This window comes from Thalassospira sp. MCCC 1A01428, assembly GCF_002115825.1.
Lineage (GTDB): Bacteria > Pseudomonadota > Alphaproteobacteria > Rhodospirillales > Thalassospiraceae > Thalassospira.
This window is the reverse complement of sequence record NZ_JFJZ01000016.1, coordinates 46,621-69,599: the sequence shown is the minus strand read 5'-3', so window position 1 is coordinate 69,599 and position 22,979 is coordinate 46,621. Positions and strand designations below refer to the sequence as shown.

The 22,979-nt window shown below is 54.0% G+C and carries 21 protein-coding genes; 12 read left to right on the top strand and 9 right to left on the bottom strand.

Features of this window, described 5'->3' with window-relative positions:
* Positions 1-115: 115 nt before the first annotated feature.
* Positions 116-1,870, bottom strand: coding sequence for an HD family phosphohydrolase (locus THS27_RS13870; RefSeq protein WP_085591833.1), 1,755 nt, complete (start codon positions 1,868-1,870; stop codon positions 116-118).
* 250 nt (positions 1,871-2,120) lie between these two features.
* Positions 2,121-3,032, bottom strand: coding sequence for a MipA/OmpV family protein (locus THS27_RS13865; protein WP_085591832.1), 912 nt, complete (start codon positions 3,030-3,032; stop codon positions 2,121-2,123).
* A gap of 352 nt (positions 3,033-3,384) precedes the next feature.
* Between THS27_RS13865 and purB the strand changes: the two genes are divergently transcribed.
* On the top strand, positions 3,385-4,695 hold the full coding sequence (gene purB, locus THS27_RS13860; protein WP_085591830.1) for an adenylosuccinate lyase: 1,311 nt from the start codon (positions 3,385-3,387) through the stop codon (positions 4,693-4,695).
* An 80-nt stretch (positions 4,696-4,775) separates the two neighbouring features.
* On the opposite strand, the gene THS27_RS13855 is transcribed toward purB, so the two are convergent.
* Entirely contained in the window at positions 4,776-5,672 is an 897-nt protein-coding gene (locus THS27_RS13855) for a LysR substrate-binding domain-containing protein (protein WP_085591828.1), read from the bottom strand.
* A 104-nt stretch (positions 5,673-5,776) separates the two neighbouring features.
* On the opposite strand from THS27_RS13855, the gene THS27_RS13850 reads away from it, so the two are divergent.
* Positions 5,777-6,700 carry a DMT family transporter gene (locus THS27_RS13850; protein WP_085591826.1) on the top strand — a complete coding sequence of 308 codons (924 nt, stop codon included), beginning with the start codon at positions 5,777-5,779 and terminating at the stop codon, positions 6,698-6,700.
* A gap of 158 nt (positions 6,701-6,858) precedes the next feature.
* On the opposite strand, the gene THS27_RS13845 is transcribed toward THS27_RS13850, so the two are convergent.
* The 3 genes from THS27_RS13845 to THS27_RS13835 all read right to left on the bottom strand — a co-directional run bounded on the left by THS27_RS13845 (position 6,859) and on the right by THS27_RS13835 (position 8,913).
* Positions 6,859-7,569 carry a hypothetical protein gene (locus THS27_RS13845; protein WP_085591824.1) on the bottom strand — a complete coding sequence of 237 codons (711 nt, stop codon included), beginning with the start codon at positions 7,567-7,569 and terminating at the stop codon, positions 6,859-6,861.
* Between the two features lie 130 nt (positions 7,570-7,699).
* Complete coding sequence (locus THS27_RS13840) at positions 7,700-8,380, bottom strand: response regulator transcription factor (RefSeq protein WP_085591822.1); 681 nt, start codon at positions 8,378-8,380, stop codon at positions 7,700-7,702.
* A gap of 218 nt (positions 8,381-8,598) precedes the next feature.
* Positions 8,599-8,913, bottom strand: a complete 315-nt coding sequence (locus tag THS27_RS13835) for an ATPase inhibitor subunit zeta (RefSeq protein WP_085591820.1) — start codon at positions 8,911-8,913, stop codon at positions 8,599-8,601.
* A gap of 145 nt (positions 8,914-9,058) precedes the next feature.
* On the opposite strand from THS27_RS13835, the gene THS27_RS13830 reads away from it, so the two are divergent.
* The 5 genes from THS27_RS13830 (at position 9,059) to purL (ending at position 14,058) form a co-directional block, all read left to right on the top strand.
* On the top strand, positions 9,059-9,838 hold the full coding sequence (locus tag THS27_RS13830; protein WP_085591818.1) for an NRDE family protein: 780 nt from the start codon (positions 9,059-9,061) through the stop codon (positions 9,836-9,838).
* Positions 9,839-9,985: 147 nt separating this feature from the next.
* Positions 9,986-10,750 carry a phosphoribosylaminoimidazolesuccinocarboxamide synthase gene (gene purC, locus THS27_RS13825; RefSeq protein ID WP_073955996.1) on the top strand — a complete coding sequence of 255 codons (765 nt, stop codon included), beginning with the start codon at positions 9,986-9,988 and terminating at the stop codon, positions 10,748-10,750.
* 124 nt (positions 10,751-10,874) lie between these two features.
* The gene (gene purS, locus THS27_RS13820; protein WP_085591816.1) at positions 10,875-11,117 is read left to right on the top strand and encodes a phosphoribosylformylglycinamidine synthase subunit PurS; all 243 of its coding nucleotides are present in this window, start codon (positions 10,875-10,877) and stop codon (positions 11,115-11,117) included.
* A gap of 62 nt (positions 11,118-11,179) precedes the next feature.
* Positions 11,180-11,869 (top strand): phosphoribosylformylglycinamidine synthase subunit PurQ, encoded by a 690-nt coding sequence (gene purQ / locus THS27_RS13815; RefSeq protein WP_085591814.1) that lies wholly within the window; start codon positions 11,180-11,182, stop codon positions 11,867-11,869.
* Positions 11,866-14,058, top strand: a complete 2,193-nt coding sequence (gene purL / locus THS27_RS13810) for a phosphoribosylformylglycinamidine synthase subunit PurL (protein ID WP_085591812.1) — start codon at positions 11,866-11,868, stop codon at positions 14,056-14,058. Before purQ ends, purL begins: the two co-directional genes overlap by 4 nt.
* A 346-nt stretch (positions 14,059-14,404) precedes the next feature.
* On the opposite strand, the gene THS27_RS13805 is transcribed toward purL, so the two are convergent.
* The gene (locus tag THS27_RS13805; RefSeq protein ID WP_085591810.1) at positions 14,405-15,319 is read right to left on the bottom strand and encodes a LysR family transcriptional regulator; all 915 of its coding nucleotides are present in this window, start codon (positions 15,317-15,319) and stop codon (positions 14,405-14,407) included.
* Positions 15,320-15,510: 191 nt separating this feature from the next.
* On the opposite strand from THS27_RS13805, the gene THS27_RS13800 reads away from it, so the two are divergent.
* On the top strand, positions 15,511-16,260 hold the full coding sequence (locus THS27_RS13800; protein ID WP_085591891.1) for an SDR family NAD(P)-dependent oxidoreductase: 750 nt from the start codon (positions 15,511-15,513) through the stop codon (positions 16,258-16,260).
* 175 nt (positions 16,261-16,435) lie between these two features.
* Here the strand turns inward: THS27_RS13800 and THS27_RS13795 are convergent, their stop codons facing one another.
* Positions 16,436-17,686: an Mrp/NBP35 family ATP-binding protein gene (locus THS27_RS13795; RefSeq protein WP_085591808.1), complete on the bottom strand. Its 1,251-nt coding sequence runs from the start codon at positions 17,684-17,686 to the stop codon at positions 16,436-16,438.
* 148 nt (positions 17,687-17,834) lie between these two features.
* Here THS27_RS13795 and hflK point away from each other — a divergent pair, with 148 nt between their 5' ends.
* The 4 genes from hflK (at position 17,835) to THS27_RS13775 (ending at position 21,849) form a co-directional block, all read left to right on the top strand.
* Positions 17,835-18,971 carry an FtsH protease activity modulator HflK gene (gene hflK / locus THS27_RS13790; RefSeq protein ID WP_085591807.1) on the top strand — a complete coding sequence of 379 codons (1,137 nt, stop codon included), beginning with the start codon at positions 17,835-17,837 and terminating at the stop codon, positions 18,969-18,971.
* Positions 18,971-19,843 (top strand): protease modulator HflC, encoded by an 873-nt coding sequence (hflC, locus tag THS27_RS13785; protein ID WP_085591805.1) that lies wholly within the window; start codon positions 18,971-18,973, stop codon positions 19,841-19,843. The genes hflK and hflC overlap by 1 nt, the downstream gene beginning before the upstream one ends.
* A gap of 78 nt (positions 19,844-19,921) precedes the next feature.
* Positions 19,922-20,116 carry a DUF2065 domain-containing protein gene (locus THS27_RS13780; RefSeq protein ID WP_085591803.1) on the top strand — a complete coding sequence of 65 codons (195 nt, stop codon included), beginning with the start codon at positions 19,922-19,924 and terminating at the stop codon, positions 20,114-20,116.
* Between the two features lie 215 nt (positions 20,117-20,331).
* Positions 20,332-21,849, top strand: coding sequence for a DegQ family serine endoprotease (locus THS27_RS13775; RefSeq protein ID WP_085591801.1), 1,518 nt, complete (start codon positions 20,332-20,334; stop codon positions 21,847-21,849).
* Positions 21,850-21,955: 106 nt separating this feature from the next.
* On the opposite strand, the gene serB is transcribed toward THS27_RS13775, so the two are convergent.
* Positions 21,956-22,852, bottom strand: a complete 897-nt coding sequence (gene serB, locus THS27_RS13770) for a phosphoserine phosphatase SerB (protein ID WP_085591799.1) — start codon at positions 22,850-22,852, stop codon at positions 21,956-21,958.
* Positions 22,853-22,979: the final 127 nt, after the last annotated feature.

Below are 22,979 nucleotides of genomic sequence, written 5' to 3'. Positions count from 1 at the left end.
GGCCCCTTTTCACATAAAACACGGGATGATTTTATTGTGCCGTGGCCCGGTAAAGCAACGGCAAGGGCTTTAAAGAATTCCGCCCGTCGGCTAAGGGGCCTGTCGATCAGTTCGATCAAAGAGCTTTGATATAGCGGGTGACATCAACCTCGTCACGCTGATCGGGTTGTAAATAGATATCACCATATTGGCGGTAGGCACCGCTGGTTAGAAACAGTTCAAAAAGATCACTGTCGATTTTACCCTGATCGCGCATCCCCCCAAGAATATCAATACATTCCGACAGCTTCTTGGGCTTTTTATAGGGGCGATCAACGGCTGTCAGGGCCTCGAAAATATCGGCAATAACCATGACTTTTTCCAGCGTTCCCATCTGGTCGCCCTTCAAGCCGCGCGGATATCCCGAACCGTCCATTTTTTCATGATGGTTCCCGGCAATGGCAGGCACATTATGCAGTCCAGGCGGAAACGGCAATTGCAACAACATGTCCTGGGTCAGAACAACATGGTCATTAATAATGGCGCGTTCTTCCGGCGTTAACGTGCCCCGCGGGATCGACAGGTTATAAATTTCACCATTATTAACCTGGTTGTAAACCTGGTCCTGGCGGTCTGATAACAGGGGTTCAGGGCCGGGTTGCGACAGGATCGCCGCTTCTTCAGGGTTTATCCGGCTACTTTCGGCCCATGAAAGGCCCGAAGTGCGGTCAAAATTGCGTTGCCAGTTCTGGCTGGCAATTTCACGCATGGCCGTGACGGTGTTAAGGTCGATATTTTCGCTGCCAATATTGCTTTGCGCCACAAGTTCAAACTGCTGTTGCAACTCATCGCGCCGCGCGTTGAAATCGGCCTGGCATTGTGCGGCGTCCTCTCCGGCAAGCTGACGACGCAACATATCAATTTCGGCGTCGCGCAGCATCACTTCAAACCGGGTGCGAATTTCATGAATACGGTTATGAATGGTTTCAAGTTTGGTGGCTTTTTCCACCACATGTTCGGGCGTAACGATTTTGCCAATGTCATGCAGCCATGCGGCCAGGTCGAGTTCGTACCATTCCTGATCGCTTAGGCTGAAACCGGCAAACGGGCCGTTTTGTTGGTCGACCGCCGCCTGTGCAAGCATTTTGGCCAAAACGGGCACGCGCTCACAATGCGCACCGGTGTGGGGCGATTTGGCATCAATCCCCTGGGCAAGAATACGGACGAAGCTGTCGATCAGGTCACGCTGGGATTGTAACAGACGGCGATTTTCCAGCGCCACCGCCGACTGGCTGGTCAGGGCCGTAATCAACGGTTCAATCATGGGATCAAACGCAATAACCGTCCCGTCGTCACTGCGCGCATTGATCAGTTGCAAAACACCAATCACCCGGCCCCGCGCACTTTTAAGCGGCACCGTTAAAAACGATTGCGACCGATAGCCGGTTGCAGCATCGAACCGGCGCGTGCCGGAAAAATCAAACCCGTCGGCAGCATAGGCATCAACGATATTGATGGTTTCCCCGCTTAGGGCAACATAACTGGCGATGTTCTGGTGGTTCGGGGTGCCATCGGGCAGATAAAGCGGCAAAGGCGGAAACGGATATTGCTGCTGGTCCCCGTCGGCAACATAGCGATCAAGGGTATCATTTGCCATGATCCGAAAATGCAGTTCGCTTTCATCTTCATTGATCAAATAAAGCGAACCACCATCAGCGTTGGTAAAATCGCGGGCCGCCTGAAGAATTTTTTGATTAAGGGCACCACGATCATGCTCTGCGGACAAAGCGATCCCCAGATCGACCAGCTTTGCCAATTGGCTTGCTGCGATGCTTTTATTCTGTCGGGTCGACCCGACATCCCGGGGAAAGGTATTTTCCGCTAGTCGCATTTCAAACTGCTTCCTGTGCCAACAGAACGAAGCACCACGCCATCCTGCTGGTTTTTACGTAATCCTGCCTAAAAGGTTTACCGCTCATTCTTAAGTATATGCAATCACAACTGCGTCAATCCAGCCATGCCGAACAAAAAACTTATCATCAGACTTATATCAAATGCGCCAAAAGACAAAAAAACGGGCCGGGCGACATCATCGCCCGGCCCGCCTGACCGGCTGCGCACCATTGGGGAAGGGAGGCCGATCAGAAAGTGTAAACAGCACCAAAGGACAAGCTCAGAATATAATCCTCGTCAACAATCGGGCTGTCGGTATAGGCATCGGGCAAATACTGAATTCCGGTTTTGCCAATAAGAACAAGGCTGTCATACAGCGGATAGCTTGCCATCAGGTCCAGATGGGGAATAAAGGCAGCATCGGGTTTGTAATAAGCCCGATCACTGCGCACCTCGTTACGACGAACACCTGCCATGTAATCGGTCAGGTCCTCGCTTTGCCAGGTAACGCCACCGCCCCACACCAATGTTACGGCCTGCACCTGGGTTGGCTGGCTGTAACTGACATCAATTTCCTGGCCATCATGGGCGTCGCTAACATCAAAAAGGTGGGATGCCTTAATTTCCCCAGCCCCAGCCTTTGCCGTAAACTCCGCCCCGGCTTCAAAGGCGGTATCGCGGTCTTCCATCCCGGCAAGGTAAGGTCCATCGCCGGAATCAAACGGTGACATTCGTACAGACCCGATGGCTGATACGCTAAACCTGTCATTTTTCCAGGCTGTAACCCGTAAACCATCTATGCCGACATGCAGGCGTTCGGCATCGTAGGCAATCAGCGGCAACCCGCCGGGTTTCCAGTCATCGCCATCACGGTAAATGCTGGTCGACACCTCACCCATTGCGCCAATCTGCCACGTCCCGCCAAGCCACGGGTCTGCGTTTGGCGCGGTATTTCCCGGGATATTGGCGGGTAATTCCGCCATGACAGGTTCTGTTTGTGTCGGCTTAATTGTTGCAGTTGCAATTTCCTGCACCGCTGGCCCCGCCGGTTCCGCGTGTGCCATTTCCGCCAATGTCAGCATAACCGCAAAGGCACAAAACCCCACCCCCAGGGCAATCGCCCCATAAGCAAGACCCTGCGATATGTTTTTAAACACCATTTATCCTTACACCCCGAAACTGGTTGGTGACCGGATAGTGCAGGGTATTAAATGAAACGGCGTCCGTTTCTACAAGTTCGAACCCGCCTTGAAACATAACCGTGGACGAATGAACATTCACACGGGTCAAACATTTGATATTGTTCGAAACACTCAGCTTCACCCCAAGCCCGCCTGTGCGTGCATTCAAACATCTGAAACCGGGCACGGCAGGGAACAGACAACCGTTTAAAGCACGCAAAAGCGTCGTGAGGCTTGATAATCGGCGGCGAATCCTCTATCCGACGCACACAGCGTGCGGATGACGTGCCAAAAGGGCCCCCGCACCGCAACCCTTGCCCGGAGACCCTGCATGATCCCCCGTTATTCCCGCAAACAGATGACCGCCATCTGGGAACCGGCGAACAAGTTTCGCATCTGGTTTGAAATCGAGGCCCACGCTGCCGACAAACTGGCGGAACTCGGTGTGATCCCGGCGGCTTCCGCCAAACTGGTTTGGGAAAAAGGCAACAAGCCCTACACCCAGGACCGGATCGATCGCATTGACGGTATTGAAGCCGAAGTCAAACACGACGTTATTGCATTCCTGACCGAGCTTTCCGAACAGGTTGGCGAAGAAGCCCGCTTTGTTCACCAGGGCATGACCAGTTCCGACGTACTTGATACCTGCTTTAACGTGCAGCTGGTTCAGGCAACCGACATTCTGCTTGAAGACATGGACAAATTGCTGGCCGCCCTTAAAAAGCGCGCCTATGAAACCAAAGACGTTCCCTGCATGGGCCGTTCGCATGGCATCCATGCCGAGCCGGTAACCTTTGGTTTGAAACTGGCAACCTTCTATGCCGAATTTAACCGCAACAAAAAGCGCCTGCTGGCTGCGCGCGAAGAAATCGCGACCTGCGCCATTTCGGGTGCGGTTGGCACCTTTGCCAATATCGACCCCAGCGTTGAAGAACATGTTGCCGCCAAACTGGGCCTGGCCCCCGAACCGGTTTCAACCCAGGTTATCCCGCGTGACCGCCATGCCGCCTATTTTGCGGCCCTTGGCGTGATCGCATCTTCGGTTGAACATCTGGCAACCGAAATTCGCCATCTGCAGCGCACCGAAGTCCGTGAAGTCGAAGAGTTTTTCTCAAAGGGACAAAAGGGTTCGTCGGCCATGCCGCACAAACGCAACCCGGTCCTGACCGAAAATCTGACCGGCCTTGCCCGTCTGGTGCGTTCAATGGCGATCCCGGCGATGGAAAACGTCGCCCTGTGGCATGAACGCGATATTTCGCATTCATCAGTTGAACGTAATATCGGCCCCGATGCAACCGTAACCCTGGACTTCGCCCTGATGCGGTTGACCAATGTGGTTGAAAATCTGGTGATCTATCCGGAACGGATGGACGAAATCCTTAATCAGATGGGCGGTTTGGTGTTCTCGCAGCGCGTACTGCTGACCCTGACCCAGTATGGCGTTTCACGCGAAGATTCCTACCGGATCGTGCAGCGTAACGCCATGAAGGTCTGGAACCGCGAAGGCGACTTGCTGTCGCTTCTTAAAACCGACGAAGACGTGACGGCGCGTATCCCTAATGACAAGCTCGAAGCCCTGTTTGATCTGGGTTATCACACCAAGCATGTCGACACGATTTTTGCCCGCGTTTTTGCTGACTAACCCTGTTAGCTGACACCCGAAAATACCCAACACCCCTGCTTTGAAAGCGGGGGTGTTTTGCTTTGGCAACCAAAGCATTTTTAAATCGAGATGTCCTGTGCCTCGTTTAATATCCAGTCCCGAAAAAGTTTCACCTGCCCGCGCAGTTCAGCATTTTTAGGATGCACCAGATAATAGCCAAACGGCACCGCCAACACGCATTGCGGAAATATCGGCACCAGCTTGCCCTGCAATACATCCTCTTCGGCCAGTAATGGCACCGCCATTAAAACACCCTGACCATGAATGGCCGATTCAATTGCCACGGATGTTAAATCAACATCAATTTTGCGAATCGCCTTGATCCGGTTTTTATCAAGCTCGGCAAATTCACCAAGCCATTCCGGCCACCAGGCATGTAACGTATCGTTCAAAAGCGTCGCACGCATCAGGTCGGCGGGCTGGTTTAACCCGATGCGTTCCCGGTATTCGGGCGCACAAAACAGGGCGGCTTGCCCACGATGCAATAATATTGATTGCAGGTGGTCGGCCTCGCCACTGAAATACCGAATGGCAATATCGACCGGGTCGCGGCCAAAATCGGCCACCTCGGATGATGATCCAACATGCAGTTCTGTGCCGGGATGGGCGATTAAAAACCGCGACATCCGCCGTGAGAACCATTTGGCGGCAAAACTGGGTGGCATCACTACCCGCACCGAATGGGCGTGCTGGTGGCGTAAACTGCGACTTGCTTCTGTGATCTGGTCCAGCGCCGGTCGAATGCGCGCGGCATAAGCCAGGCCATCGGCGGTGGCTTCCACCCGGCGGACATGGCGGGTAAATAACGCCACCCCCAGCCAATCTTCCAGTTTGCGTATTTGCTGCCCCACCGCCCCCGGCGTTACATTCATTTCCTCTGCTGCCAGAGAAAAACTATTCAATCGCATAGCTGCATCAAACGCATGCAGTGCTTTTAAGGGCGGAACATCAGACATGATATAGTTTTTCTACTTTATACATCAGATAACATGATTTGTAGCCGATATGACGGGCTTCTACAATCACGGTTAAATTCAGCCCTTCACCCAACGGATTTGCCATGAAGAATACCGGATATATCGCCTATATTATCCTTGGCCTGATTTGGGGAACGCCCTTTATTTTCACCCATTGGGCTGCGGCGCATATTACCCCCGCGCAAATCGTTTTATTGCGCGTGGTATCGGGGGTTATCCCGGTACTGGTCTTTGCCCTCGCCACCCGGGTATTGAAATGGTGGCATTTGCGCCATGCCCACCATTTTCTTGCCATGGCAGGTTTGGCGACGGCCCTTTATTATCTGGCATTTGCCAAGGGTACCATTTTGTTGCTGTCCAGTGTTGCAGGCATGCTCAGCGGGGCAATCCCGTTATTTTCGTGCCTGTGCGCGCTGGTGTTTTTGCGAAGTGAACCTTTAAATCGACGCTCCATCGGCGGAATGGCGCTGGGCTTTGCCGGGGTACTTGTCATTGCGCGGCCCTGGGAAACCGGGCTTGGCACGGTGGACCCGTTTGGGGTGCTATACATTGTTCTTGGGTCGTTAAGCCTGGGCGCATCCTTTGTTTATGCCCGCAAATTTATCAGTCCATTGGGCATTGCCCCGGCGGCGCTGTGTACTTATCAAATGGGGCTGGGTGCAATCGCATTATTGGTAACCGTGGATATGAACGGTGCCGGCGCAATTTTTAACGAGCCAAAAGCCGCCATTGGCCTGATCGTTGGTCTTGGCGCGGTTGGCACCGGTATGGCGTACATCCTGTATTATCTGATCGTGCAAAAGCTGGGCGCTGTAACGGCAGCCAGTGTTACCTATATTCCACCGGTCGTGGCCCTGTTCATTGGCTGCGCACTGGCGGGGGAACCGCTGCACGGAATCGACGTGGTTGCAACAATTGCCATTCTGGCGGGTGTTTTCACCATGCAAACCGGCCGCCAGCCCCAACCGGAAACCAAAGCGCAGTGCCACCAAAAATGCCTGGTCTGATTGCCCCTTCCCCGCCATTTCCCTGGCCTTACCAGGGCACCACACAATAATTGTCCGCTCTCAACCAGCGGGCTGGTTCCTGTGACATCCAACAGGAACATCAAAGCCCCCCGTTAATAAGAAACGGGGGGCTCTTTTTAATGGATCCCAGGTGTTCCTTAAGCGGCCATATTGGCCGCCGCCTTAACAAAGGCCGAAATCAACGGGTGGGTTTCGCCTTTCAGGGCTGATCGTTCGGGTTGAAACGCCGTACCGATGAAAAACGAATGATCCCGCAATTCAATTGCACGCGGATCGTCGTGATCATCCCACGCGCTGACAACCAGGTCACTTTGCGCAAATAGGGGCACATATTCCCGGGCGAACCCGTAACTGCAGCGATAGGTTTCATTGACGGAAACTGCACCGTAATATTTAGCGATCCTGCTGTGCGGGGCCAGCTTGATATCACCAGCCTGATCGATCAGGGCGCATACCAGCGGCGCGATCAGGGGCAAGGCCGCATCGGGGTTTGTCTCGGCATTATCAGCATCAGATAACCCTAACACGTTACGGGCATATTCCAGCACCGCATGCTGATACCCGCCACAAGTGCCTAAAAACGGCACGTTATGTTCGCGGGCATACCGAATGGCAAACAGGGCGCCTTCCATGCTGTCATACGGGCTGGCTGGCACACACCAGATACCCGAAAAACCGGCCAGCAAAGTTTGCACGTCATCATCGGCCAGCCGCACCGTAGGGATCCATTCAATGCTGGCATCACAGCCATTGGCAGTTGCGGCGATATCGATGGCGGCGGGAATGGCCTGATGGGCGGTAACGGCAGGGTTAAAATCGCCGATCAGGGCAATGCAGATTTTCGTCATGTTCAACCTCGTTCACCGGGGAAAATCCCCTTAAAAAAAACCGAGGGAACTGCGGCTTGCACAAAATAAAACCGGCCCGCAAAACGGGCCGGAATACAAAGCGTTTTCACCGCTGCCTTTGTCAGAAATACTACAAAGAACCTGATCGCGCCATATCTTCTAACGCAATTTTTACAGCCTGTGCCCGGTTGGACACATGCAGTTTGCGATAAACGTTTTTAAGATGATATTTAACCGTGATTTCACGCAAATCGAGATGACGGGCGATATCCTTGTTAGGTCGCCCCTCGGACAACAACGCCAGCACTTCGCGTTCGCGCGGCGTCAGACGGGCAAAATCGCCATCAACGCCAAACTGGCCGGCATGGCGCATGCTGCCATGTTCGTTTTTATTACCAAATCCTTCGGCAAAATTGCTCAGGATGCTGGATGGCAGGTATTTTTCCCCGGCCAGAACCAGCCGAATGGCATTTGCCAGGGCTTCGCCCCGCAAGGTTTTCGGAATAAAACCCTGTGCACCATTTTCGATCGCATGGCGAACATCTTCGCCGTTATATGCGCCGGAAAGCAGCACGACAGGAACCCCGACCCCAACCTTGTCAAGCGTTATCCTTAAACCGTCCAACCCGTTCATGCCCGGCATACGAAGATCAAGCAAAATCAGGTCAAACGGATTTTCCGGATCAATCTTTTCCAGCGCAGGCTCAAGAGAACCAGCCTCGACGACTTCGCACTCTTCGAAATACTGCTGGAATAAAAGAGATAACGCCTCACGGACCAGATCGTGATCATCTGCAAGAAGGATACGCAAAACTCTCGCCTTTCTCTAGCGGATGCAAGGCATTTTGCCCCAAACCGTATACATGTTTATATGTTGTCACTTATGCGATGACAATTCCGACCAAAGTCGATTGGACATGCAGAATAAGCGAGCCCCTAGTAGTTTGCAAATCCCAACTGGTTAATTTGGGGCGTTTTATTCAATTTGATGAATAAAACGCCTCTCAAGAACCATCCATGCATCCGGTTTTACAGAACTTCTGCCCGTGCCTGTGGGCGCAATTCCTCTAGTCTGGTGGTTAATTGCGATATCGTCATATCGATATTGTGGCGGGCGAAGTCAGCCAGAATGGCAACAACCACCCCGTTTTCACGGGGGTCGGCAACAACATCGCCGATAATTTTATGGGCATATTGTGCGCATTGCGCATCATTCATGCCCATTTCGCGCCCGGCCCACATTGCCAGTAATTTATATAAATGGGCTTCGACACGAAAGTTCTGCTCCAGATCAAAGCTGTATTTGGCTTCAAACCCGCGTTCACGATCCGACATTTTGCTCATGGGTGCCTCCCTTTCCATTGGGCCAGTAGCGATATATCCTGTCTTGCCTATATATCTGTGGCCGATAACAGTCTTTGTCACGCGACGAACCTGTTTTTTCTTTTCAATTTGACAAATACCACCTCGAACGGCTTTGATCTGGAACATGTGTACAGTCATTATTTTACGACGCCCCGACCACGAATGGCCAGTCCTGATCGGCGCCAATCGTGACGAAATGAAGAACCGCCCCTGGCAGCCCCCTGCCCGCCACTGGGATGACCGCCCCGATGTTATTGCCGGGCTGGACGAACTGGGCGGAGGCACATGGCTGGGCATGAACGAAGAAGGTGTGGTGGCTGCGGTTTTAAACCGCTATGGCACCCTTGGCCCGGCAGACGACAAACGATCACGCGGGGAATTACCGCTTGAGGCACTCGACCATGCCGACGCCATTGTCGCCGCCCAGTCACTGGCGGCCCTTGATGGTGACGCCTATCGCCCGTTCAACATGGTTATTGCCGATAACCGCGATGCCTATTGGCTGGCAAACCGTGGTACGGGCAAAATCGAAATCCATGAAATCCCCGAAGGATTTTCAATTCTGACAGCGCATGACATTAACGACACCAAAAACAGCGAACGCACGGCGCGCAATTTGCCCCGGTTTATCAGTGCGCCCGTTCCCAACCCCGAAGCCGACGACTGGTTCGCCTGGCAAGCATTAATGGCCGACACCGGTATTTTGCCGCCCGATGTCGATCATCACGATATTCGCGGGGACGCCATGCTGGTGCGCAGCAACATCGGATTTGAAACTGTTTGCTCGTCCCTGATAGGGCTTCCTGGTATACCTGTTGTCGAAAATGAACTGCCCCGTCGGCCGGTTTGGCTGTTTGCCAATGGCCAGCCCGACCACGCGCCGTTCCAGCCAGTTGAAATTTAGACCCGAACGTTGCAGAATTTGATTATCAAACCTGCGTAAATAGACCTTACGCGACAATTGAGTTTCCAGGCCAGCACTGCTATAGGAAGGGCGTTTCCAGGGTGCATGGGCCTGCCCCAACTGCCAAAATGTGAAAGATCCCGCCAGATGTCGAGAAAACGACCGATTTACGAGGGTAAAGCCAAGGTTTTGTACGAAGGCACAGAACCAGGCACGATCATCCAGTATTTCAAGGATGATGCCACCGCGTTCAACGCCCAGAAGCGCGGCACCATTGCCGGCAAGGGCGTTCTGAACAATATGATCACCGAATTCGTGATGCATCGCCTGGCTGAAATCGGGATCCCGACGCATTTCATTCGCCGCCTCAACATGCGCGAACAACTGGTTCGCAAGGTCGAGATCGTGCCGATTGAAGTTGTGGTTCGCAACATTTGCGCCGGTTCCATGGCCAAACGTCTTGGTCTTGAAGAAGGCATGAAACTGCCGCGTCCGATTGTCGAATTCTATTATAAAGACGACGATCTTGGCGACCCGCTGGTTTCAGACGAACATGTGCTTGCCCTTGGCTGGGCATCGCCCGAAGAACTTGAAGAAATTGTTGGTTATTCCTTGCGCATCAATGACTATCTGTGTGGTCTGATGCGCGGTATCGGCCTGAAACTGGTTGATTTCAAACTGGAATTTGGCCGGATTTTCGACAACGAATTTTCACAGCTGGTTCTGGCTGACGAATTCAGCCCCGACAATTGCCGCCTGTGGGATGCCATCACCAACGAAAAGATGGACAAGGATCGCTTCCGCCGCGATCTGGGCGGTGTCGAGGAAGCCTATCAGGAAGTGGCGCGCCGCCTTGGTGTCCTGCCTGAATCCGCCGAAATAGAGTCGCTGAATAAAGATGCGACGACCTGATTGCGAAGGGCCGCGCTTGCGCGGCCCTTTCATTATATATGCGCCGGCTCGGTGGTACGACCGGCATTGTCTGAATTAATTGACGATCGCCTTTGGCGACTGCGAACCAACCAAGGAGCTTCTCGTGAAAGCACGTGTTCATGTCACCCTGAAAAACGGTGTCCTCGATCCGCAGGGCAAGGCAGTTCATCACGCCCTGCAAGGCCTGGGATTTGCCGGCGTCGAAGATGTCCGCCAGGGCAAGTTTATTGAACTTGAACTTACCGGTACCGATGTGGACAAAGCCCACAGCGACGTTACCGAAATGTGCGAAAAGCTGCTCGCCAATACGGTGATCGAAAACTACGAAATCGACATCATCGCTTGAACCGGACGCGGGCCAGGCGCACAGCGCCCCAAAGCCCGCCCGAATAAACGGGAGATTGGCCAGTGAAAGCTGCTGTCATCGTATTCCCCGGTTCGAATTGCGACCGGGATGTCCAGGTCGCCCTTCAGAACCGGATGGGCACCGCACCGCATATGGTGTGGCATCGGGAAACTACCCTTCCCAAAACCGATCTGATCGTCCTGCCGGGCGGTTTTTCCTATGGCGACTATTTGCGTTGTGGCGCCATGGCCGCCAACAGCCCGATCATGCGCGCTGTTGTTGCCGCCGCCAGGGCTGGTACCCCGGTTCTGGGTATTTGCAACGGCTTCCAGATTTTGATCGAGGCCGGGTTGTTGCCAGGTGCGCTGATGCGCAACCGCGATCTGAAATTCATCTGCAAGGATGTGAATTTGCGGGTCGAAACCACCGACAGCATCTTTACCAGCCGCTTTAACAACGGCGAAATCATCAAAATCCCGGTTGCCCACCATGACGGCAACTATTTTGCCGATGCTGAAACCGTTAAACGCCTGAAGGGCGAAGGACAAATTGTCCTGCGTTATTGTGATAGCGACGGCGAGGCAACCGATGCTGCCAATATCAACGGGTCGGTATCGAATATTGCCGGGATCGTTGATGAAGAACGCCGTATTTTCGGTCTGATGCCCCACCCCGAACGCGTGATCGAACCGCTGCATCGCGGTACGCACGGTGCAATGATATTTGATTCGCTGATGGAGGCGCTGGCATGAGCGAGATCACCCCGGACGTTATTAAAAGCCACGGCCTGACAGATGACGAATACAAACTTGTTCTCGATATCATGGGGCGCGAGCCGAACCTGACAGAACTTGGCATTTTTTCGGTCATGTGGTCCGAGCATTGCTCGTACAAATCATCGAAAAAATGGCTAAAAACCCTGCCGACCAAGGCGCCCTGGGTTATTCAGGGCCCCGGTGAAAATGCCGGTGTCATTGACATTGGCGACGGCCAGGCTGCCATTTTTAAAATGGAAAGCCACAACCACCCGTCCTTTATCGAACCCTATCAGGGTGCGGCAACCGGTGTTGGCGGCATCATGCGTGATGTGTTCACCATGGGTGCGCGCCCGGTTGCCAACCTGAATGCCCTGCGTTTTGGTGCCCCCGAACACCCCAAAACCCGCCACCTTTTGTCGGGTGTGGTTGAAGGCATTGGTGGATACGGCAACTGCATGGGTGTTCCGACCGTCGGCGGAGAAACCAATTTTCATCCGTCCTATAACGGCAATATTCTGGTTAATGCCATGACCGTTGGTCTGGCTGACACCAACAATATTTTCTATTCCGCCGCTGCGGGTGTTGGTAATCCGGTGGTTTATGTCGGCTCGAAAACCGGGCGTGACGGCATTCACGGGGCGACCATGGCCTCGGCGGAATTTGATGATGATTCGGCCGACAAACGCCCGACCGTTCAGGTTGGCGACCCGTTTACCGAAAAACTGCTGCTTGAAGCCTGCCTTGAACTGATGGCAACCGACATGATCGTCGCCATTCAGGATATGGGCGCTGCCGGTCTTACGTCATCCTCGTTTGAAATGGCATCCAAGGGCGGCGTCGGTGTCGAGCTGTGGCTGGATAAAGTACCGATGCGCGAAGAAGGCATGACCCCCTACGAGCTGATGCTGTCAGAATCGCAGGAACGCATGCTGATGGTGCTTAAACCCGGTTGCGAAGATGCCGCCAAGGCCATTTTCGACAAGTGGGAACTGGACTTTGCCGTGATTGGCAAACTGACCGACAGCAAACGCATGACCCTGATGTGGCATGGCGATGTTGCCGGCGACCTGCCGATTGATCCGCTGGCCGAAGCCTCGCCGGAATATGACCGTCCGTGGGAAGAAACCCCGAAACAGGACCGCATTTCAGCCGACAGCATCGAACAGAAAATGCCGCACAGCGAAGCCCTGAAAACCCTGATGGGCTCGGCTGATTTGTCGTCGCGGCGCTGGATATGGGAACAGTATGACCATATGGTGATGGCCGATACGGTTGTCCGCCCCGGCGGTGATGCCGCTGTTGTCCGGGTTCACGACACCCGCAAGGGCCTTGCCGTCACCACCGACTGCACCCCGCGTTATGTTAAGGCCGACCCGGTACAGGGCGGTATGCAGGCCGTTGCCGAAGCCTACCGTAACCTGACAGCTGTTGGCGCAACCCCGCTTGCCATCACCGATAACATGAACTTTGGCAACCCCGAACGCCCGCGCATCATGGGCCAGTTTGTCGGGGCCTGTAAGGGCATTGGCGAAGCCTGTATTGCGCTGGACTTTCCGGTGGTTTCGGGCAACGTATCGCTTTACAACGAAACCAACGGCGAAGGCATTTTGCCGACCCCGGCAATCGGCGGCGTCGGCGTTATTCCCGATGTGGGCCGCATGGCAACGATTGCCCTGAAAAGCAAGGATTCGGTTCTGGTTATGCTGGGGTCGCCCACGGGCGAACTGGGCCAGTCGGTTTATCTTAAAAACATCGAATGCCGCGAAGAAGGCGCACCGCCCCCCGTTGACCTGAATTCGGAAAAACGGGTTGGCACGCTGGTGCGTGGTCTGATCACGGCCAACGTGGTCCGGACCTGCCACGACATTTCGGATGGGGGCCTTTTGGTTGCCGTTGCAGAAATGTGCCTGGCGGGCAATATCGGTGCCGATTTGCACCTGCCCGAAAGCGGTAGCGAAATTGCATGGCTGTTTGGGGAAGACCAGGGCCGTTACATTGTTGCCACCCGCGACCCTGACAGCGTGATCAACGCCGCAGCCAATGCCAATGTCCATGCCGTGATTATCGGCAATGCCGGTGGCACCGCCATCACCATCGAAGGCGAAGACCCGCTGGAACTCGATGATTTGCGCGACGCCCACGAAGGCTGGATGCCTACCTATATGGCAGAAACCATCAACTGATCATCGGTGATTTCACCAGTGTCAGACCAAACGTCAAACCCCGCCGCGGCATCGCCCGGCGGGGTTTTTCTTTACCCCTTTTAGAGCACGTCGCGTTTAATCTGCGCCATTTTGTTTGTTTTTGGCGAACCGTTTGGCAAGGCACAGCGTGCAGAGCGATGCGGCGCATCGGTCAAAAGGTGTAACGCCGCGAAACGTCGCCAAAATCAAACCCTTCGGGCCGAGACAGTCTTCTGTCGCACAAGGAAAGATCCGCAGAGCGTAGCGGGGCTACGGTCAAGGATCCTGACGTAGTGGGGCGGAAGACTGTCTCCGGCAAAATGGTGCAGATTAAACGCGACGTGCTCTAAACCAGCCCGCTGGCGACCTTCGCAGGAAAGACATCTGCCAGCCAGTCAATGAACACACGCAGGCGTGGCGTCACATACCGGTTTTGCGGGTAAACAACATGAAAGGGATAGGATGCAGGTCGCCAGTCCCTTAAAATCTCGACAAGGTTCCCGTTTTGCAAATCTGCCCCGGCGGCATAGGAAAACGTTTGAATAATCCCCAGCCCCGCCACCACGGCGGCAAGATGGGCGTTGCTTTCGTTCACACTAAAGCGGCTTTCAACCTTGATCTCCACCTTCTCGCCGTTCTGCAAGAAGCGAAATGGAAACGGCCTGCCGTCGCGGGTCGAATTATAACTGATCAATCTGTGCCCGTTCTTTAGTTCGTTCGGATAAGCCGGAATGCCATATTTTTTCAAATATGCCGGCGCGGCACAGGTGATCATGGGGGCCTTGCCGATCTGGCGTGCAATCAGCGACGAATTTTCCAACGGCCCACCGCGAATGACACAGTCAACATTATCGCTGATCATATCGACCGTGCGGTCGGAAACGCCCAGTTCTATTTTGATATCGGGGTAAAGATCAAAAAATACAGGCAGCAACGGAATTAAAACATCACGCGCGGTTGACCCGCCAATATCAATTCGCAGCTTGCCGCCGGGATTGCTGCGTGATGCGTTAAACGACGAATCAATCGCCTCCAGATTCCGTAATATACACAAGGCCTTGGCGTAATATTCGTCGCCTTCCGGCGTCACGGTAACCCGGCGCGTTGTCCGCTGAAGCAGTCTGACACCCAGATGAGCCTCCAGCTCCTGAACCAGTTTGCTCATGGTGGCATTGGGCATATTCAGTGAATCTGCCGCGCGGGTAAAACTGCCCGCCTCGACCACGCGGGAAAATGCCCGCATTGCCAGTAACTGGTCCATTCCGGATTTCCCTTTTGTTGTGTCCTTTATTATACACACAGGTGAATAGTCATTTCAATTTTAAGGGATTTATCAACAAACATTCCCCCTCTACCTTCTGGTCATTCACCGAACAACAGGCCGCAGGCCAAGGGCACATCCCCCGCTTGATGCGGTTGCCCGACCCGGCCAAAATTGAAAAGGAAATGACCATGACCAACCAGCTTGAAGGAAAAGTCGCACTTGTAACGGGTGGCAGCACCGGTATCGGTCTTGCTTCTGCACAGGAACTGGCGCGACAGGGGGCGCGCGTTTTCATTACCGGCCGTCGCGAAGAAGAACTGAACGCCGCCGTCAAGACCATTGGCGCAAATGCCACCGGTATTCGTGCCGATGCCGCAAACAACCAGGACCTTGATGCGCTATATGCGCAAATCGCCAAATCCGCTGGCAAACTCGATATTCTGTTTGCCAATGCGGGTGGCGGCGACATGCTGCCACTGGGTGCCATCACAGAAGAACAGTTTGACCGCATCTTTGGAACGAATGTACGCGGGGTTCTTTTTACCGTGCAAAAGGCATTGCCTTTGCTGACAAAGGGGGCATCGGTAATTTTAACATCCTCGACAACCTCCATCAAAGGTACTGAAAATTTCAGCGTCTATAGTGCAAGCAAAGCCGCCGTTCGTAACTTTGCCCGTTCCTGGGCCCTGGACCTGAAAGACCGCCAAATTCGCGTGAATGCCATCAGCCCCGGCCCGGTACGCACCCCTGGTTTAGGTGGACTGGTGCCCGACGATGCGCGGCAGGGCCTTTACGACTCCCTTGCCGCACTGGTGCCGCTTGGCCGTTTGGGTGAACCCGAAGAAATCGGCAAAGTTGTCGCGTTTCTGGCGTCTGACGCCGCAAGTTTTGTAAACGGTATCGAAATGTTTGTGGATGGCGGCCAGGCACAGGTCTAACGCCCGAAACGCCCCTCTCCAGGCACCCTCGTCAAACCCCGCCGCGTCATCGCCCGGCGGGGTTTTCGTTGGATGGCGATCTGTTGCAGGCACGCAAGAAAAAAGGCCGGTCAGCAAAACTGACCGGCCTTTACCTGAATTAAAAACGGCAATTCGCACGCCTTACAGCGTATTATCAACGAAAGCTGATTTTCGGAAACAGACTTTTCTTCGGCTTGGTTTTCGGGCCAACCTGTTCGTCAATTGAAGCAGCGATCTGGCGTGCGATGTTGGCGTAGGCCTTTGAGTGCGCGCCGTCGGGGTCGGTTTCGATAATCGGTTTACCCTCATCGGCCCCAAGGCGAATTTTAAGGTCCAGCGGGATTTCGCCCAAAAATGGCACACCCAGTTCATCGGCTGCCTTATGTGCGCCACCATGGTCAAAAACATGGTCCACATGCCCGCAATTGGGGCATTGATAATAACTCATGTTTTCGATCAGGCCGAAAATCGGCACATTGACCTTGCGAAACATGTTCAGACCCTTGCGTGCATCAAGCAAGGCAACATCTTGCGGGGTGGAAACAATCACCGCCCCGGTCACAGGTACGCGCTGCGCCATGGAAAGCTGAATGTCGCCTGTGCCCGGTGGCATATCAACCACCAGTACATCAAGTTCGCCCCAGTCAGTATCGCGCAATAATTGCTCCAGCGCGCCCATCGCCATCGGGCCCCGCCATATTACCGGCTGCTCTTCGTCAATCATAAAACCGATCGACATGATCTTTACGCCAAAGGCCGAAGGCGGCGTAATTTTGCCTTCCTTTTTCGAATGCGTCGGCTTGGCTGTGCGCAGCCCCATCATGCGTGGCAGTGAGGGGCCGTAAATATCGGCATCCAGCAGCCCCACCGACAGCCCCTGACGGGCCAGTGACAGTGCCAGGTTCACGGCTGTTGTCGACTTGCCAACACCGCCCTTGCCCGATGCCACCGTAATAACAGACCGGATCGCCCCCAGATCTAGCGGGCGTTGTCCGCCGCCGGGTCCGGCTGCCCCGGCAGATGGTCGCGTACCAATGCCCGGCGATGCGGGTTTATTGGCCGGGTCGTGGCTATGATTATGACCGTGATTATGACCGTGCGAATGTCCCGTATGGGACGGCGACGCGGGGGTCGAGGCGGCTTTTGCCCCGCCGCTGCGCTCTGCCGTCAGGGCGACGCGGGCTGTTGTGACCCCGTTCACACCATTTACGGCGCGCTCGGCGGCCTGGCGTAAATCTTCCAGTGACGGGCCACGCTCGGGATCGACACCGATCATAACTGTTACATTTTCACCACTTATATCAATGCCTTGCACCATATTTTTATCAACAATGCCTTTGCCATCAATCGGGTCCTGAACCTCGTTTAAAGCGGCAAGTATTGTTTCGCGTGTGGGGGAAGTCATATTGCGGTCTCCGATTTTTGGCTTATGTCCTTGATCAGTTGGGACATATGGGTGCCTATCGTTGTTTTGCGCGGCTAGCTGTCATATAAGGCGGAAGAGCAGCGTAATCAAAGAGAAACACGGAACGGCAAGGAGGGGAAGACACTCGATGCCATGGAATTCGCAAGGGGGCGGTGGCCCTTGGGGTAACGGCGGCGGCAATAATGGCGGCCAAAACCCATGGGGAAAACGCCCTTCAGGCGGGAACGGCGGCGGCGGAACGCCCCCCGATCTGGATGAAATGATTCGCAAGGGCCAGGACCGCCTTAAACGGCTGTTTCCTGGTGGCGGCGGCGGTGCCAAGGGTATTATCCTTATTGGTCTGGCCATTGTCGGTATCTGGTTGCTGACCGGTTTTTACCGTGTTCAACCAGGCGAACAGGGTGTCACCCTGTTATTTGGCAAATGGGTCGGCACGACGGGGCCGGGTTTGAATTATTTTCTGCCAGCCCCGATTGGCGAGGTCATTACCCCGAACGTCGAACGCACCAATCAGATCGAAGTTGGCTATCGCGGGTCAGGCATGGGGGCAAATTCCACCCGTGACGTCCCCGAGGAAAGCCTGATGCTGACCGGTGACCAGAACATTATTGATATCGATTATGTCGTTCAGTGGCGCATCCGCGACGCTGGCGCGTATCTTTTCAATATTCGTGACCCGGAAACCACGATCAAACTGGCCTCTGAAAGTGCCATTCGCGAAGTGGTTGGCAAAACCGATCTGGAAGCGGCGTTAACCATTGGCCGTGTTGAAGTTGAAGACCAGACACGGACATTGCTGCAAAGCATTCTGGATGGTTACAAATCCGGTATTTTCATTTCCGAAGTGAAAATGCAGAAGGTTGACCCGCCCAAAGAAGTTATCGACTCGTTTAACGACGTTCAGCGGGCCCGTCAGGACCGTGACCGTTCGCGCAACGAAGCCCTTGCCTATCGCAACGACATTATCCCGCGCGCCAAAGGTAATGCTGAACGCATGATCATGGAAGCCCGTGCCTACAAGGATCAGGTTGTGAAGGATGCACAGGGTGAAGCCGCACGTTTTGACTCGGTCTATAATTCCTATCTGACCGCCAAAGACGTGACCAAGCGCCGCCTGTATCTTGAAACCATGCAGGAAGTGCTGAAAAGCTCGACCAAGGTTATTCTGAACCAGAAAGATGGCAGCAACGGCGTTGTGCCGTATTTGCCACTGCCTGAAATTCAGAAAAACACCGCCAGCCAGAACACCGGAGGCGACAAATAATGGCCAGTACAAAACTTATTATCGCCGCTGTCGTTCTGGTCATTGTTGCGATTGTCGGCTCGATGTGCGTGTTTACCGTCCGTCAGGACAAACAGGCACTGGTGCTGCAGTTTGGTAACCCGGTTCACGCAATTTCCGAACCGGGCCTGCATTTCAAACTGCCGATCCAGAATGTCGAGTACTACGAACGCCGTATTCTTGACCTTGACCCGCCGGTACAGCAGGTTTTGCTGTCTGATCAGAAGCGCGTCAATATTGACAGCTTCGCGCGCTGGAAAATCGTTGATCCGCTTCAGTTCCGTAAACGTGCGCTGAACGCGGACCAGTTTGTCCAGATTTTTGGTCAGCGCCTGAATTCGGTTATCCGGGGTGAACTGGCGCAATCGCCGCTCATCGCCCTGTTGTCCGATAACCGGGCCCGCATCATGGAAAAAATCCAGGCGGCTCTGGTTGAACCGGCCAAGGATTTTGGTGTTCAGCTGATCGATGTCCGAATTGGCCGGACGGATCTTCCTCAGGAAACATCGCAGGCGGTTTATAACCGTATGCAGTCCGCCCGTATTGCCGAAGCCTCCCAGCTTCGCGCAGAAGGCGAGGAAATCAAGTCCAAGACCCAGGCCGACGCCGAACGTGAAAAGGTCATTCTTTTGGCCGAAGCACGCCGCCAGTCCGAAACCCTGCGTGGTGAAGGCGACGCGGAACGGAACAAAATCCTGGGTGAAGCCTATAACAAGGATGCGAAATTCTTCGAGTTTTATCGCTCCTTGCAGGCATACCGTGAAGCCCTTTCAAACGGGACAACCATGGTGTTATCGCCGGATTCTGAATTCTTCAAATATTTTAATCAGTCAGAACCCGACGCAAGCCGCTAGACAAATTGATAAGGCGACCGGCATACTCTGCCGGTCGCCTTTTTGATTCATAAATAAAAAACGGGAACGTCCGCCCCCATGAAAGAACTCGCCACAGCCATTCTTCTGGCAATCGCGCTGGAGGGAATGTTTTATTCGCTGTTTCCGCGCGGGGCGAAACGGGTCATGGAGCTGATGCAGGAAATATCCGAAACCCAGCTTCGCATCGGTGGTCTGGTTGCAGCTGTTTTATGTGTGGCGGCAATTTGGGCAATGCGCCAGTTCTGGCAATAATTCCCTCGTACAAACCTGCCATTACCTGCTTTCTGGTCACAAACAGGCCGGTTGACACAATATCCCCCACAGAAAACAGACTTCCACCTTACACTTGCCCTTTTTTCGCCAAACTCCCCCCTAATTTGGGAGAGGTGCGATGCAGTCCCTTGCATCGTCTGCTGCATAAATCATAAAAATCTCCGTGAACGCGGCAACAAACAGGATCAGAAACCATGCGAAAAGCATTTTACAATCCGGCCCGCAAGCTGTCTGCGGCGCTCGTGATTGTGTTATTCGGTGTGACCAGCATCGCGCAAAGCGCGTATGCCCGCGGCGCACCCGACAGTTTTGCCGATATGGCTGAGCGACTGCTGCCCGCAGTTGTCAATATTTCCACCAGTCAGCTTGTCGCTGATCGCCAGGGACCGGACTTCCAGTTTCCTCCCGGCTCGCCCTTCGAAGACCTTTTCCGTGATTTCATGGAACGCAACGGTCAGGGTAAAGGCGACGATCAGGGACAAAATGCGCCGAAAAAACACCGTGCCACCGCATTGGGTTCGGGCTTTATCATTTCGGCAGACGGTTACATCGTTACCAACAACCACGTGATTGATGGCGCGGATGAAATTTCCGTCACCCTGCATGACAACGAAACCCTTCCGGCAAAATTGATCGGCCGGGATACGAAAACCGACGTTGCCCTGCTGAAAGTCGAACCGAAAAAAGACCTGCCCTTTGTTAAATGGGGTGACTCGGACAAAGCCCGCGTTGGCGAATGGGCCATGGCCATTGGCAACCCGTTTGGCCTGGGCGGCACCGTTACCGCCGGGATCATTTCGGCACGTAACCGTGACATCAACCAGGGCCCGTATGATGACTTCATCCAGACAGATGCCTCGATCAACCGGGGGAACTCCGGCGGGCCGCTGTTTAACATGGATGGTGACGTGATTGGCATTAACAGCGCCATTTATTCGCCCTCTGGCGGGTCTGTCGGCATTGGTTTTGCCATTCCCTCGGCGATTGCCGAATCCGTTGTTGACCAGATCAAGGAATATGGCCGTCCGCGTCGTGGCTGGCTGGGTGTTCACATTCAGACCGTCACCGATGACATCGCCGATTCCGTTGGCCTTGATGAAGCCTATGGCGCGATGGTTGCCGGTGTCACCAAAGATGGCCCGGCCGAAAAAGCCGGCATCAAACAGGGTGACGTCATTTTGAAATTCGACGGTAAAAAAGTCGAAAGCATGCGTCGCCTGCCCCGCATTGTCGCCGAAACCAAAATTGGCAAATCGGTTGATGTGGAACTGTGGCGTGATGGTGCGAAAAAAGACATCAGCGTTGACCTTGGCGAAATGAAAGAAGACGCCACGGCCGACAGCAGCACCGATGACCAGCAGGAACAGGCACCGGCACAAACCTCAAGCGAAGCCACCATTGATGCGCTTGGCCTGAAAGTTGCCAATGTCGACGACGAGCTGCGTCAGCGTTTCAACCTGACCGCTGATACCGAAGGTGTGGTTGTGACCGATGTTGATACCGCCAGCTTCTCGGCTGAAAAGGGTGTTCGCCCGGGCGATATCATTCTCGAAGCATCGCATCAGTCGGTTAATACGGTTGATGAAGTTCAGAAAGCGGTTAAATCGGCACAGGATGATGGCAAACGCACCATTCTGATGTTGATCGAAACCTCCGCTGGCCCGCGTTACTTTGGCCTGACCCTGGACAAGCAAGACAAAAAAGACAAATAATCTGCCGGTAAATTCGCAGATTTAAACAATAAGGGGCGGCCTGAACAGGCCGCCCCTTTTGCATTATGGGCATTTATAAACCGGAAACAGACAGGTCTGCTGCGGGTCACCCGCCAACAAACTGATCGCGTGCATAACCTTGCAAATATAACAAAGCCGTCAGATCCCCATGGTTAATGCGAATGCGGGCCTGTTTTTGCACCGATGGTTTGGCATGAAAGGCCACCCCGGTTCCGGCAATCGAGATCATTTGCAAATCATTGGCCCCATCGCCAACGGCAATGGCATCGCGTGCCGTAATCCCGTTTTGTGCGGCCAGCATTTCCAGCGCGTCCACCTTTGCCTGGCGGTCCAGAACCGGTTTTTGCACCTTGCCCGTCAGGGTGTTGTCGTCGTTGGTTAACAAGACATTGGCCTGATCAAAATCAAAGCCAAGGTCTTGACGTACAGCGGATGTAAAAAAGTCAAACCCGCCCGACACCAGGGCGGCATAAGCCCCGTTTGCCCGCATGGTGGCAACAAGCACCCGGGCACCACCGGTATATTCAATGCGCTTCCAGGCTTCGTCCAGCATTGCGGTTGACATCCCGGCAAGCAAACCAACCCGTTCGTCAATCGCTTCTTCAAAATCAAGTTCGCCGTTCATGGCGCGTGCTGTAATGGCGGCAACACGGTCTTTAACACCGGCAAAATCGGCAAGTTCATCAAGGGTTTCGCCGGTTACCATTGTACTGTCCATATCGGCTATCAACAGTTTTTTGGCGCGTCCAGCAGCTTTCTGCACAACCTTGTCTGCAGAAAAAACACAATTTCCCAATGCCTTTTCGGCTTCCTCAAGCGTTATATTCTCAAAGGCAATATCGCAGGCTTCATTTTGTGCAAGCCAGCTTGTATCGCCAACCCTGGCCCCGGCCTGCGTTAGCGCGGCGGTTGCCTCGTTAATCATATCATGGGTCAGGGCGCCGGAATTTGGCGCGGTGATCAGGGTCAACACCAGATCCATTTAATGCAGGCTCCTTGCTGGCTGTATTGGGGGATTATTGCCGTCTTTATCCTGATTGCGCGCCACAAAGACAAGAAAAGTTTCGCCAAAGACGGAACATCACCGGAGTAGAAACATTGATACAAGT

Bases quoted from the DNA above. Each gene is read 5' to 3' on its own strand.
- THS27_RS13870 (WP_085591833.1), bottom strand. From the start codon at position 1,870: ATGCGACTAGCGGAAAATACCTTTCCCCGGGATGTCGGGTCGACCCGA.
- THS27_RS13865 (WP_085591832.1), bottom strand. From the start codon at position 3,032: ATGGTGTTTAAAAACATATCGCAGGGTCTTGCTTATGGGGCGATTGCC.
- purB (WP_085591830.1), top strand. From the start codon at position 3,385: ATGATCCCCCGTTATTCCCGCAAACAGATGACCGCCATCTGGGAACCG.
- THS27_RS13855 (WP_085591828.1), bottom strand. From the start codon at position 5,672: ATGTCTGATGTTCCGCCCTTAAAAGCACTGCATGCGTTTGATGCAGCT.
- THS27_RS13850 (WP_085591826.1), top strand. From the start codon at position 5,777: ATGAAGAATACCGGATATATCGCCTATATTATCCTTGGCCTGATTTGG.
- THS27_RS13845 (WP_085591824.1), bottom strand. From the start codon at position 7,569: ATGACGAAAATCTGCATTGCCCTGATCGGCGATTTTAACCCTGCCGTT.
- THS27_RS13835 (WP_085591820.1), bottom strand. From the start codon at position 8,913: ATGAGCAAAATGTCGGATCGTGAACGCGGGTTTGAAGCCAAATACAGC.
- THS27_RS13830 (WP_085591818.1), top strand. From the start codon at position 9,059: ATGTGTACAGTCATTATTTTACGACGCCCCGACCACGAATGGCCAGTC.
- purC (WP_073955996.1), top strand. From the start codon at position 9,986: ATGTCGAGAAAACGACCGATTTACGAGGGTAAAGCCAAGGTTTTGTAC.
- purL (WP_085591812.1), top strand. From the start codon at position 11,866: ATGAGCGAGATCACCCCGGACGTTATTAAAAGCCACGGCCTGACAGAT.
- THS27_RS13805 (WP_085591810.1), bottom strand. From the start codon at position 15,319: ATGGACCAGTTACTGGCAATGCGGGCATTTTCCCGCGTGGTCGAGGCG.
- THS27_RS13800 (WP_085591891.1), top strand. From the start codon at position 15,511: ATGACCAACCAGCTTGAAGGAAAAGTCGCACTTGTAACGGGTGGCAGC.
- THS27_RS13795 (WP_085591808.1), bottom strand. From the start codon at position 17,686: ATGACTTCCCCCACACGCGAAACAATACTTGCCGCTTTAAACGAGGTT.
- hflK (WP_085591807.1), top strand. From the start codon at position 17,835: ATGCCATGGAATTCGCAAGGGGGCGGTGGCCCTTGGGGTAACGGCGGC.
- hflC (WP_085591805.1), top strand. From the start codon at position 18,971: ATGGCCAGTACAAAACTTATTATCGCCGCTGTCGTTCTGGTCATTGTT.
- THS27_RS13780 (WP_085591803.1), top strand. From the start codon at position 19,922: ATGAAAGAACTCGCCACAGCCATTCTTCTGGCAATCGCGCTGGAGGGA.
- THS27_RS13775 (WP_085591801.1), top strand. From the start codon at position 20,332: ATGCGAAAAGCATTTTACAATCCGGCCCGCAAGCTGTCTGCGGCGCTC.
- serB (WP_085591799.1), bottom strand. From the start codon at position 22,852: ATGGATCTGGTGTTGACCCTGATCACCGCGCCAAATTCCGGCGCCCTG.